Origin of the sequence: Achromobacter sp. E1 (assembly GCF_037039475.1) — a bacterium.
GTDB classification, from domain to species: domain Bacteria; phylum Pseudomonadota; class Gammaproteobacteria; order Burkholderiales; family Burkholderiaceae_B; genus Achromobacter; species Achromobacter mucicolens.
Window position 1 is genome coordinate 5,320,478 of sequence record NZ_CP146253.1, and the last position, 12,370, is coordinate 5,332,847.

Genomic DNA, 12,370 nt, shown 5'->3' on the forward strand with positions numbered 1-12,370 from the left:
CAAGGTTACGAACTGATGGGCCGTAAAAGCAATTCTTCGCTCAGTTTTGAGGAAGGCATCAATCTATGGAAGAAGCGTGGCGACACCGCGGAGATGGAGCCCGTAAATTTGGCGATGTGGCCAGGCGATGCCCAATTCGGAAACGATATTAGTGATAACGCTTTGTTCAATGAGCGTTTCATTGAAAGCCAGCTCCGTCAGGACAAGCTCCTCGACGACACATATATGATGTCGATGTGGCACACCTTTTGTCTCGTGACGGTGGCAGCTAGCGTCATCACGAATGTCGAACATTGGCCACTGATCTTCCCGTACCTCTTGTTCAGTTCGTTTTTCTTTCTGTCGATGGCCGCTTTGACTCGCCCGGGCGGCCGCATCCGGTTTAATCGCCAAGCGCAATTGGTGCAGACGGTTGATGGGAGCGGCAATGTGGTCTCCGTACCTTGGCGCGCTGTACAACCTTTTTTCTGGCTAAGAATGCACGCCCGTGTCGGCCTCCGATTGGGATTCCCCCCTCCTCCAAACAACAAGGCCAAGATCTACGAGCAAGACGGCGTCTTGTGGCTGGACGGGCGCTTTGATGCCCTCGATGACATGCGTGTTCCATCCGCGGCGCTTCGCTTCGAATTCATCCGCCGATACATGGAAGAAGGGCTTGAGGCGATTCAGCCGACCGCGGATCTGCCTGCGTACAAGAAGCCCTCGGGCATGCCGCGAGATCCCTTCTTTTATTGGGTGGGATTCGGCCCGTTGATCGACCGTTGGGCAGCTCACCACGCAGCCAAATTCAGATGGCCCGACGAAGTGGAGCGGCTTTGCGCCGAAGGGGCAGACCTCTCTGCCTACGACACTACACCCGTCGCGTCCAACAAGCACATCTTCTACCGCTATGATCGGCTCGCCGGCGGTTTTTACCTGTGCGATCAAGATGGTCTGCGGCTTCGTCCGAGATAGAACCTTCCCGCAAGCCGCTCCCCCCTCACCCCCGCTCCACCTTCCACCCCATCTCCGCCGAAATCCCCGCCGCCGCGCCCTGCACTACCGGCACCATTTCGCGCATGCGCTCCAGCGACATATAAGGCACGGTGCTCGACACGCTGATCGCGGCCACGATGCCGCTGGACGCATCGCGCACCGGCGCCGCCACGCAGCGGATCGAGGGCTCGTTGTCTTCCAGGTCGAACGCATAACCCTGCGACGCGTAGTCGCGCATGCGGTCGCGGAACGCCTCCCATCCCTGCTGCCCGCCCGGCGCGCGGGATGAAACGGGCGCGCCCACGCGATGCAGCGATTTCCATTGCGATTCGTCGGCGTCCAGCAACAGCGCCTTGCCGACGCCGGTTGCGGCAAGCGGCATGCGGTGGCCCACCCGCGAACGCATTTCCAATCCCTTCTTGCCCGGGATTTTTTCCAGATACAGCACGTCGTTGTTGTCGCGCACCGCCAGGTGGATCGTGTCGCCGGTCAGTTCGGCCAGGCTGTCCAGATAAGGGCGTGCCAGCGTCGCCAGCGGAAAAGCCTCGCGCGCCTGGAATCCCAGCTCGATCAGCTTAGGGCCCAGCACGTAGCCCACGCCCGGCAACGCGCGCAGGTAGCGCTCTTGCACCAGACAACTTGCCAGCCGGTGCGTGGTGCTGCGCGCCACGCCAATGCGCGCGCAGATCTCCTTCAGGTCGCGTGCGCCATCAACGACGGCCTGCACCACGGCAAGACCGCGCATCAGCGTCTGCGTGCCGGCGGGCGCGGCGGCGTCGGGGTCAAGCGGGGCGGATTGCTCGGGTGGCAGTGTGGTGGCGGTCATGTTGCGAAGAGGGCGTTGCGGCGCGGCGGGACAGATTGGCAAGCATACCCGGCGCCACGGCACGGATACGTGAGCAAAGCGGGAATCCACGGCCCTTCGCAGGCGGAACAAGTCATGTCGACTATCCATTTAAGGTCGCTTCAAAAGCACTTCAAATTCCCTGTATGTGGGATTTAATTCTATATTTTGAGATTTTTCAAGCGCTGGACTAGAATTTTTGCCATTCGTGCGCTGCGCGTCTCCCGCGCGCTCACCGCAGATTTCAGACAACAAGGTCCGCGCTCCCCTTGCCCGGTCCCGCGCCCCACGACGGCGCTGCGACGGCGCCCGATGCGCGGCCAGAGACGAGACAGACTCTGATGAATACCGGATCGCCCGCCCGTGCGGCTCTTATCGCGCTGGATTGGGGCACCTCTTCGCTGCGCGCCTACCGACTGGATGCCACAGGCCGCACGCTCGATACGCGCCATCTGCCCTGGGGCATCATGCGCCTGCCGCAACCGCTGCAGGACGGCGCCGCCACCACCACGCTGTCCGGCTTCGAGCTGGCGTTTGAACAGGCTTGCGGCGACTGGCTGCGCGCCGAGCCCGCCCTGCCCGTCATCGCGTGCGGCATGGTCGGCAGCGCGCAGGGCTGGAAGGAAGCCGCCTACCTGGATGTGCCCGTCGACCTGGAACGCATCGGCACGCTGCTGACGGTGGTGGAGCGCGCGGGCAGCACGCCCGTCCACATCGTTCCCGGCCTCATCGAGCGCCGCGGCCTGCCCAACGTGATGCGCGGGGAAGAAACCCAGGTGTTCGGCGTGATGGCGGAAGAAGCCAACGTCAACGCCGACAGCGTGCTCATCGGACTGCCCGGCACGCACTCCAAATGGGTCAACGCGCGCCGCGGCCGCGTCACTCACTTCGACACGTTCATGACCGGCGAGGTCTACGCGGCGCTGCGCGGCCACACCATTCTGGGCCGCACGATGGCGGACGCCGCCACCCCTGACCTGGCTGCCTTCGAGCGCGGCGTCAAGATCGCTGGCGTGCCAGCGGGCCGCGCGGGCGTCATGTCCACCATCTTCAGCACGCGCGCGCTGGGCCTGACCGGCGAACTGGCGCCCGAATCGCAGGCGGACTATCTGTCGGGCCTCCTGATCGGCCATGAAGTCGCCGCGCTGGCCGAGATGTTGCGCCAGCAGGGCGAATTGCCGCGCGTCGTGCTGTGCGGCGACCCGGCGCTGTGCAAGCGCTACACCCTGGCCATGCAGCACTACGGCCTGGGCGTGCCCGAACAGGCGCAGAACGCGACCGAGCGCGGCCTGTGGCACCTGGCCATCTGCGCCGGCCTCGTCATCCCCTCCACCCCGATCCCCGCCTAGGAACCTTCGATGAACCATCCCGGTCTCCAAACCGCCATGGCCCACTGCGGCCTGATCGCCATCCTGCGCGGCATCACGCCCGCCGAAGCCGAGCCCGTCGGGCAGGCGCTGTACGACGCGGGTTTCCGCCTGATCGAAGTGCCGCTCAATTCGCCGGATCCGCTGGACAGCATCCGCGCCATGCGCGCCGCGCTGCCCACCGACTGCCTCATCGGCGCCGGCACCGTTCTCAATCCCGACGACTGCGCACGCATCCAGCAGGCGGGCGGCGAACTCATCGTCATGCCCCACAGCGACCCGGCGGTGATCCGTCAGGCCAAGAAACTGGGCATGGCGTCCTGCCCCGGCGTCGCCACGCCCACCGAAGCCTTCGCGGCGCTGGCTGCCGGCGCCGACGTGCTGAAGATGTTCCCGGCCGAGCAGCTGGGCCCCGCCGTGCTCAAGGCCTGGCGCGCCGTCATGCGCCCGCCGATCGCCCTCGTTCCCGTGGGCGGCATCACGCCCGACAACCTTTCCAGTTACGCCCAGGCGGGCGCCAGCGGCTTCGGCCTGGGCTCCGCCTTGTACAAACCCGGCCTGTCGGCCGAAGCAACCGGCCAGAACGCGCGCGCTTTCGTCGCGGCCTGGCAACGCGCCTATCCTGCCCAGGAGACACAAGCATGAAGATCACCAAGCTCACCACCTACATCGTGCCGCCCCGGTGGTGCTTCCTGAAGATCGAGACGGACGAAGGCATCGTCGGCTGGGGTGAACCCGTCGTCGAAGGCCGCGCGCATTCGGTTGCGGCCGCCGTCGAGGAACTGTCGGACTACCTGATCGGCAAGGATCCCCGCAACATCGAAGACCACTGGACGGTCCTGTACCGCGGCGGCTTCTACCGCGGCGGCGCCATTCACATGAGCGCGCTGGCCGGCATCGACCAGGCGCTGTGGGACATCAAGGGCAAGCACCTTGGCGTACCCGTCTCGCAGCTTCTGGGCGGCAACGTGCGCGACCGCATCCGCGTGTACTCGTGGATCGGCGGCGACCGTCCCGCCGATACCGCGGCGGCCGCCAAGAGCGCCGTCGAGCGCGGCTTCACCGCCGTCAAGATGAACGGCACCGAAGAACTGCAGTACATCGACTCGTTCGACAAGGTCGAAAAGTGCCTGGAGAACGTTGCCGCCGTGCGCGACGCCGTCGGCCCGAACGTGGGCATCGGCGTGGACTTCCATGGCCGCGTCCACAAGCCCATGGCCAAGGTGCTGATGAAGGAACTTGACCCGTTCAAGCTCATGTTCATCGAAGAGCCCGTGCTGAGCGAACACTACGAAGCGCTGAAGGAACTGGCGCCGCTGACGTCCACGCCCATCGCGCTGGGCGAGCGCCTGTTCTCGCGCTGGGACTTCAAGCGCGTGCTGTCCGAAGGCTACGTCGACATCATTCAGCCCGACCCGTCGCACGCCGGCGGCATCACCGAGACCCGCAAGATCGCGGCAATGGCCGAAGCCTACGACGTCGCGCTGGCGCTGCATTGCCCGCTTGGTCCCATCGCGCTGGCCACATGCCTGCAGATCGACGCCGGCTGCTACAACGCGTTCATCCAGGAACAGAGCCTGGGCATCCACTACAACGCCGCCAACGACCTGCTCGACTACGTCCGCAACCGCGAGGTCTTTGCCTACGAGGACGGCATGGTCGCGATCCCGCAAGGTCCCGGCCTGGGCATCGACGTGAACGAGGAATACGTCAAGGAACGCGCCGCAGTGGGTCACCGCTGGCGCAACCCCATCTGGCGTCACGCCGACGGCAGCTTCGCCGAATGGTAAGCCGATAAAAGAGAGAGGAGACACCATTGTCCACCGCCGCCCACACCGGCCTGCAGAGCGCCCAGCGCCCGACCCGCAGCCGCTACATCATCATGGTGATGCTGTTCATCACCGTCGTCATCAACTACCTGGACCGCAGCAATCTTTCCATCGCCGCACCCGCCCTCAAGGACGAGTTCGGCCTGGACACCTGGCATGAAGGCCTGATCCTGTCCGCCTTCGGCTGGACCTACGCCGCCATGCAGATCCCCGGCGGCTGGCTGGTGGACCGCGTGTCCCCACGCGTGCTGTACGCCGCCGCGCTGATCCTGTGGTCCGCGGCCACGTTCTTCATGGGCTTTGCCGGCAGCTTCGTCATCCTGTTCGTCCTGCGCCTGGCCGTGGGCGCGCTGGAGGCCCCGGCCTACCCCATCAACAACCGCGTCGTCACCACCTGGTTCCCGGAACGCGAACGCGCCACCGCCATCGGCTTCTACACGTCCGGCCAGTTCGTCGGCCTGGCGTTCCTGACGCCGGTGCTGGCCTGGTTGCAGCACCACTACGGCTGGCACATGGTGTTCGTCAGCACGGGCCTGCTGGGCATCATCTGGGGCGTGCTGTGGTTCATGATCTACCGCGAACCGCGCCAGTTCAAAGGCGCCAACGCGGCCGAGATCGAATTGATCCAGCAAGGCGGCGGCGTCGTCGACCTGGACACGCGCGTGCGCGAAAAGAAGGCCCCGTTCAACTGGAACGACCTGGGGTTGGTCATGAGCAAGCGCAAGCTGTGGGGCGTGTACCTCGGCCAGTTCTGCCTGACCTCCACGCTGTGGTTCTTCCTGACGTGGTTCCCCACGTACCTGGTCAAGTACCGCGGCATGGACTTCATCAAGTCCGGCTTCCTGGCGTCGGTACCGTTCCTGGCGGCCTTCATCGGCGTGCTGTGCTCGGGCGTCCTGTCCGACTTCCTGATCCGCCGCGGCGCCACCGTCGGCATGGCGCGCAAGTTGCCCATCATCCTGGGCCTCTTGATCTCCACGTCCATGATCGGCGCGAACTTCACCGACTCCACGCCCTGGGTCATCTTCTTCCTGGCCGTCGCGTTCTTTGGGAACGGCCTGGCGTCGATCACGTGGTCGCTAGTGTCCACGCTGGCGCCGGTGCGCCTCCTGGGCCTCACCGGCGGCGTGTTCAACTTCGTCGGCAACCTGTCGTCGATCTGCACGCCCATCGTCATCGGCTTGCTGGTGTCCAAGGACAGCTTTGCGCCGGCGATCGTGTATGTGTCGTCGCTGGCATTGCTGGGTGCACTGTCGTATATCTTGCTGGTCGGAAAGGTGGAGCGGATCGAGGCTTGAGGACTTGGCCTGGGTTTGAACCCTGGCTTTGAATGAAGGGGCGTCCTGCGGGACGCCCTTTTTTCTTGTCGATCCCAATACGTCCTGTTTCGTCGTTCACACAGACACAAACGACATCGTCCCCTTCCGCGTGCTCGGCCGCCGGCGTGATGAATCCATCACGCACCTCCATTGCGCCGCTCCTTTCGTTCGCCGGATCATCCGTTAGCTCGCAGCCCCTTTGCGAGGAGATGAAGAGACACGGAGTCAGCGCCCCATACGGCTTGACTTTAATTCGTCAATAAACGAATATCCGCATGGTCGAAATCGAACATTACCTGGCCCCTGATGGGCATACGAATCCTTATCTCGATTGGCTGAACAGTCTGCGAGATAACCGCATCAAGGTCGCCGTCATACGGCGAGTTGCACGAATTGAACTCGGCAATTTCGGTGACCACCGCTTTTGCCGCGATGGCATCTGGGAGCTGCGCATCGACATGGGGCCCGGCTACCGCCTTTACTACACACTGGTGAGGCGCCGGGTCGTACTGCTTCTATGTGGCGGCGACAAAAGCACCCAATCGGCGGATCTTGCGTGCGCCGTCCGCTATCGCACAGACTGGGAACAAAGACCATGAAAAGCAGATCACACGACGAGGCGATGGCCGAGCTGTACCGCAATGATCCCGGACTGGCCGCGGACCTGATCAACAGCGTTCTGGAAGATGGGGATCAGGCAGAGCTGCTCATCGCGCTGCGTCAACTTACCCAGGCCTTCGGCGGCGTTCAAACCGTGGCATCCACGGCGCGATTGAACCCCACTCAGCTATATCGCACACTCTCCCCAAGTGGAAATCCCGGTCTTAGTAGCCTCACAGCCATCCTGAAGGCAATGGGATTGCGATTGGCCGTACAACCGTTGGAGCGGCGGCAACTCAACTAGCAGTGTCCGGCCATGGATAACCTCAGCAGCCCTGCATCGCCACCTTACGCCGGCGCACATTCCCGGCGCGCTGCACCAGCACCAGCGCCAGGCCGGCCGTTGCAATCAGCGCGCCGGCAATCGGCACCGCCGCGTAGCCCATGCCCGCCGAGATCACCGCGCCCCCGGCCGCCGCGCCCACCGCGTTGCCCAGGTTGAACGCGCCCACGTTCATCGACGAGGCCAGTCCCGGCGCATCCGTCGCGGCGCGCATCACGCCCATCTGCAGCGGCGGCACCACCGCGAACGTCGCGATGCCGAAGATCAAGAGCGAGATCGCCGCGCCGGCCGGCGTGGAGGCCAGCCACGGGAACGCCAGCAGATCCGCAATCACCAGCAACAGGAAGAAAATCAACGTGCCATCGAGCGAGCGGTCGGCCATGCGCCCACCCACGCCATTGCCCAGCGTGAAACCCAGACCGATCAGCACCAGCATGCCCGTCACGAAAGCCGGCGACGCGCCCGTGATCTCGGCCAGCGTCGGCGCGATGTACGTGTACAGCGTGAACATCGCGCCCGCGCCCAGCACCGTCGTCAGCAGGGCCAGCAACACGGCGGGGCTGCGCAGCACTGCCAGTTCATGACGCACGTTGGGACGACGTCCGGCCTCACCCGCCGGCAGCGCCAGCCACAGCGACAGCATTGCGATGAGGCCCAGCACCGCCGTCGCAAAGAACGACATCCGCCACCCGATTGCCTGCCCTAGCCACGTCGCGGCCGGCACCCCGCCCACGTTGGCGATGGTCAGCCCCATGAACATCGTCGCCACCGCGCTGGCCTGCTTGTGGCGCGGCACCACGCTGGCGGCCACCAGCGAGCCCAGGCCGAAGAACGCGCCGTGGTTCAGGCTGGTCACCAGGCGGGCCAGCAAGAGCGTCGTGTAGTTGGGCGACAGCGCAGACAGAATATTGCCGATCGTGAAGATCGCCATCAGCAGGATCAGCGCCTTGCGCCGCGACCAGCGCGAAAACGCCAGCGTCATCAGCGGCGCGCCGATCATGACGCCGATGGCGTAGGCGCTGACCAGCATGCCCGCGCTGGGGATGGACACGTTCACCCCCTCGGCGATGACGGGCAACAGGCCCATGGGAGAAAACTCGGTCACGCCGATGCCAAACGCACCGACGGCAAGCGCCAACAACGGCGGGCCGGCCTTCACCGGCTGGGTTTCTTGGGGATTCATGCAAGTTCCTTGGGTTCGACGGCGCCGGCAGGACGTTCCTGGGGCGCGCCCGGCCTGAAATGGCCGGCGCATCGGATAGACAGGCGTGCAGTATGACCGCCGGATCCTTGCAGAAAAAGGCGTCTGGCGGGCAAACACTTTTGACTTCAGGTCATTAATCAGCGGATGTCGAACCCGGCACCTGGGCGCGCCGTCAGGGATGCAGTCCCCAGCGCTTTGCGTGCTTGCGCGTGTTGGTCGTGATCCATCGCGTCAGCCGCTCCAGAAGCGTCCGTTCTGTTCCCAATCGTGCTTCGTCCCACAAACGAGCCTTGACCCGGGCCAGCGCGTCCGGCAATGCTCCGACAAGCGATTGCGCCACGGCAGCAACATAGCGCGGGTTAAATCCCAGATCGCTCGCCATGGCATCGAGTTGTTCCTTGCCTATGGCGCCCGGCTTGTCTTCCCCGCCAATGGCAAATGCAAACCGCGCGCTCAACCCCGGGTAAATTGCCGTGCACATCAAGTCGTAGAACGGCGCAAGGACGTATTTCCCGTCGCCGTCCAGAAGCACGGAGAGATTCTTCGCATGGCTGTCGTTGTTGCCCACCATCAGGTTGAACAGAATCCACTGCAAAAAACGCTTTACGTCCGGACCACCGACACCCGTCGCCGCCAGCAACTTGCGGCAATCCAACAGCGTCGGACCGCCATCCGATTCGTACTTCACGATCGAAGGCTTGCCCGCCAACTGGCACAGATCAAGCTGATGCAGTCGCCGTAAACCGCCCAGTCCGTCCGGCATGCGGTCGTAACGCTGAATCAGACACGCGCGCGTTTCCGGTTGATAAACGGCTTGCGCAACGCCCAACCCAAGTGCTGCCGCCAGTTGCATGACCAGCGTCTCGTTCAGGGCCGATGCCCACACCCCATCCAGTCCGCGAATATCCGGCTTGAGGATGTGAGTGGAGGGGGCCACACCTTCCGGCAGCGCGGGCGAACCGTCAGGCATGACCGTCAGCAGAAGCTTGTCCTGCGCCCCCGCGAGCGAGATCCGCGTGCCTTCAACGTTCTCGGCCACCAGCGCCGGCACGCCCGTTTGCTGCAGACGCGCAGCGATTTCCGGCCAAGTCACGGGTCGATACTGGGCGGGCTGGGGAATTTCCCCCCGCGGCAAAATCGTCAAACCACTCGCGGTGTCGCCGCCGACGCTGCGCAGCAATCCGAACACCGTCGTCGCATGCCGGCTGGCCTGCAGAAACTTGCGCACGTGGCCTTCGGGCAGCAGGTTTTCGAAGAAGGCGTGGACGGCTTCAGTGGATTGATCACCTTGCACAAGCGGTATCGACGGCGAGATCGGACGGGCGTCCGGATGCGCGATCCACGCATCGTCATACGCGAAGCGCAGGGGCTGCTCGTCGAACAGGCGCCCGACCTTCTGGCCATCCCGGTAGAGATCGAGCGCGTCTACGTTGCTCATGGCAGCCTCGCGCGCTTGGGTGCGATCTGCACCTCCAGCCCGAGCAGATCCAGCGCATCTAAGACCTTCTGCAACTGCAGCGTCGGCTTGCCTCGCTCCAGGTCCACCACGAAGCGATTGCCGGTCCCGGACAGGCCAGCCAGATCCGCTTGCAGCAACCCCTGGGACCGCCGGACGGCTCTTACCAGTTCGCCCACTTCGGCCGAGGTTTGCACCGTCACGGGAAACGCGTCGACGTTCGAAGCCATCGCCACCTCCATTTTTACCGTTCGGGAATTTTAGCTAGGTTTGAGCGCATTTGGGTCTTGGTTTTCCCGATCGGGAAGTTTTTGCAAAATATTCAAAGAAAACCCATGGATATTACCGATCGGGAATTTTTCAACCTGTTTTGCCCGCTTCGGCCACAAAAATTACCGATCGGGAAGCAAAGCCCCCTACAAACAAAAAGGGCGTCCTCCCGGACGCCCTCCATTCACCCCAACGCGCTTATTTCAACAGCAACGCGTTCAAGCGCTTCACAAACGCCGCGGGGTCCGCAATCTGCGCCCCCTCGGCCAGCAGCGCCTGGTCCAGCAGCAGACGCGCCCACTGATCGAACTCGCTGTCGTCAGCCGCACGGATACGCGCCAGCAGCGGGTGCTCGGGGTTGATCTCCAGCACCGGCTTCACGTTCGGCGCTTCCTGGCCCGCGGCCTTCAGCATGCGCAGCAGGTGCGGGCTGAGTTCGTTCTGGCCCACGACCACGCACGCCGGCGAATCCACCAGGCGCAGCGTCACGCGCACTTCCTTGACCTGGTCTTCCAGCGTCTTTTGCAGGCGCTCGACCAGCGGCTTGAAGTCCTCGGCCACTTCGGCTTGGTGCTTCTTTTCTTCCTCGTCGGCCAGCTCCGCCAGATCGAGGCCGCCCTTGGCCACCGACACCAGCGGCTTGCCGTCGAATTCACGCAGGTACGACAGCATCCATTCGTCAACGCGATCCGACAGCAGCAGGACCTCGATGCCCTTCTTGCGGAAGATTTCCAGATGCGGGCTGTTGCTGGCCGCGGCGAACGTGTCGGCCGTGACGTAATAGATCTTGTCCTGGCCTTCCTTCATCCGCGACACGTAGTCGGCAAACGACACCGTCTGCGCCTGATCGCCCGAGTTCGTCGACGCAAAACGCATCAGCTTGGCAATGCGCTCCAGGTTGGCCGCGTCTTCGCCCGCGCCTTCCTTCAGCACCTGGCCGAACTCCGACCAGAACGTTGCGTAGTCTTCCGGCTTGTTCTCGGCCAGGTCTTCCAGCAACGACAGGATGCGCTTGGCCGAGCCCTCACGGATTGCGCGCACGTCGCGGCTTTCCTGCAGGATTTCGCGCGACACGTTCAGCGGCAGGTCCGCCGAATCGATCACGCCGCGCACAAAGCGCAGGTACGACGGCAGCAGTTGATCGGCATCGTCCATGATGAAGACGCGCTTGACGTACAGCTTCACGCCGTGGCGGCCGTCGCGGTCCCACATGTCCATGGGCGCGTGCTTGGGCACGTACAGCAGCTGCGTGTACTCGCTGCGGCCTTCGACGCGGTTGTGCGTCCAGGCCAGCGGGTCGTCATAGTCGTGCGAAACCGTCTTGTAGAACTCGCGGTACTGCTCTTCCGTCACCTCGGACTTGTTGCGGGCCCACAGCGCATTCGCCTGGTTCACCGTTTCCAGTTCGTCGGTCTTGACCTGCTCGCCCTTCTCTTGATCCCACTCTTCCTTGGCCATGCGGATCGGCAGCGAGATGTGGTCGGAGTAGCGGCGCAGGATCTCGCGCAGCTTCCAGCCGTTCAGCAGCTCGTCCTCGTCGGCGCGCAGGTGCAGCGTCACGTCCGTGCCGCGGCCGGCCTTTTCGGCGGCGGCAATCGTGAACTCGCCTTGGCCGTCCGATTCCCACTGGATCGCTTCCGTCGAACCGGCGCGGCGGCTCACCACCGTGACCTTGTCGGCCACGATGAACGAGGAATAAAAGCCCACGCCGAACTGGCCGATGAGCTGCGCATCCTTCTGCTTGTCGCCGGTCAGCTGCGAGAAGAATTCGCGCGTGCCGGAGCGGGCGATCGTGCCCAGGTTGGCCACCGCCTCGTCGCGCGACAGGCCGATGCCGTTGTCAGAAATCGTGATCGTGCGGGCGGCCTTGTCGTAGCTGACCGTGATGGCCAGTTCGCCGTTGCCTTCCAGCAATTCCGGCTGGTCGATGGCCTCGAAGCGCAGCTTGTCGCAGGCGTCCGACGCGTTCGACACCAGCTCGCGCAGGAAGATCTCCTTGTTGCTGTAGAGCGAATGGATCATCAGATGAAGCAGCTGCTTCACCTCGGCCTGGAACCCCAGGGTTTCGGACGCGGAATTCGTGGCGGTTTGGCTCATAGTTCTACGTGGCTCGGAAAATAAATTAGGGACAAATATCCGGCGGCTGGGGCGGTGCGCCTGCGC

The 12,370-nt window shown here is 63.9% G+C and carries 12 protein-coding genes; 7 read left to right on the forward strand and 5 right to left on the reverse strand.

The genetic code is table 11. The features are described from left to right. Window positions 1–15: 15 nt before the first annotated feature. Window positions 16–954 (forward strand): hypothetical protein, encoded by a 939-nt coding sequence (locus V6V88_RS24570; RefSeq protein ID WP_338616811.1) that lies wholly within the window; start codon window positions 16–18, stop codon window positions 952–954. A gap of 25 nt (window positions 955–979) precedes the next feature. Here V6V88_RS24570 and V6V88_RS24575 read toward each other — a convergent pair whose 3' ends face one another. Then, window positions 980–1,801 carry an IclR family transcriptional regulator gene (locus V6V88_RS24575; RefSeq protein ID WP_338616812.1) on the reverse strand — a complete coding sequence of 274 codons (822 nt, stop codon included), beginning with the start codon at window positions 1,799–1,801 and terminating at the stop codon, window positions 980–982. 359 nt (window positions 1,802–2,160) lie between these two features. On the opposite strand from V6V88_RS24575, the gene V6V88_RS24580 reads away from it, so the two are divergent. From V6V88_RS24580 to V6V88_RS24605, 6 genes are all read left to right on the forward strand, one after another. Continuing rightward, on the forward strand, window positions 2,161–3,168 hold the full coding sequence (locus V6V88_RS24580; protein WP_338616813.1) for a 2-dehydro-3-deoxygalactonokinase: 1,008 nt from the start codon (window positions 2,161–2,163) through the stop codon (window positions 3,166–3,168). A gap of 9 nt (window positions 3,169–3,177) precedes the next feature. Further along, complete coding sequence (locus V6V88_RS24585) at window positions 3,178–3,831, forward strand: 2-dehydro-3-deoxy-6-phosphogalactonate aldolase (RefSeq protein ID WP_062839854.1); 654 nt, start codon at window positions 3,178–3,180, stop codon at window positions 3,829–3,831. After that, window positions 3,828–4,976, forward strand: coding sequence for a galactonate dehydratase (gene dgoD, locus V6V88_RS24590; RefSeq protein ID WP_338616815.1), 1,149 nt, complete (start codon window positions 3,828–3,830; stop codon window positions 4,974–4,976). The genes V6V88_RS24585 and dgoD overlap by 4 nt, the downstream gene beginning before the upstream one ends. A 26-nt stretch (window positions 4,977–5,002) precedes the next feature. Further along, window positions 5,003–6,313, forward strand: a complete 1,311-nt coding sequence (locus V6V88_RS24595; RefSeq protein WP_056324855.1) for an MFS transporter — start codon at window positions 5,003–5,005, stop codon at window positions 6,311–6,313. Window positions 6,314–6,609: 296 nt separating this feature from the next. Continuing rightward, the gene (locus V6V88_RS24600; RefSeq protein ID WP_180097601.1) at window positions 6,610–6,933 is read left to right on the forward strand and encodes a type II toxin-antitoxin system RelE/ParE family toxin; all 324 of its coding nucleotides are present in this window, start codon (window positions 6,610–6,612) and stop codon (window positions 6,931–6,933) included. Continuing rightward, complete coding sequence (locus V6V88_RS24605; RefSeq protein WP_082586349.1) at window positions 6,930–7,238, forward strand: addiction module antidote protein; 309 nt, start codon at window positions 6,930–6,932, stop codon at window positions 7,236–7,238. Before V6V88_RS24600 ends, V6V88_RS24605 begins: the two co-directional genes overlap by 4 nt. 22 nt (window positions 7,239–7,260) lie before the next feature. Here the strand turns inward: V6V88_RS24605 and V6V88_RS24610 are convergent, their stop codons facing one another. The 4 genes from V6V88_RS24610 to htpG form a co-directional block, all read right to left on the reverse strand. Next, window positions 7,261–8,460: an MFS transporter gene (locus V6V88_RS24610; protein ID WP_338616819.1), complete on the reverse strand. Its 1,200-nt coding sequence runs from the start codon at window positions 8,458–8,460 to the stop codon at window positions 7,261–7,263. A gap of 193 nt (window positions 8,461–8,653) precedes the next feature. Continuing rightward, a complete protein-coding gene (locus tag V6V88_RS24615; RefSeq protein WP_338616821.1) occupies window positions 8,654–9,919 on the reverse strand; it encodes a type II toxin-antitoxin system HipA family toxin in 1,266 nt (421 codons plus the stop codon). Beyond that, window positions 9,916–10,167: a helix-turn-helix domain-containing protein gene (locus V6V88_RS24620; protein ID WP_056324848.1), complete on the reverse strand. Its 252-nt coding sequence runs from the start codon at window positions 10,165–10,167 to the stop codon at window positions 9,916–9,918. Before V6V88_RS24620 ends, V6V88_RS24615 begins: the two co-directional genes overlap by 4 nt. 238 nt (window positions 10,168–10,405) lie before the next feature. Next, window positions 10,406–12,304, reverse strand: a complete 1,899-nt coding sequence (htpG, locus tag V6V88_RS24625) for a molecular chaperone HtpG (protein ID WP_175156154.1) — start codon at window positions 12,302–12,304, stop codon at window positions 10,406–10,408. Between the last annotated feature and the right edge of the window lie 66 nt (window positions 12,305–12,370).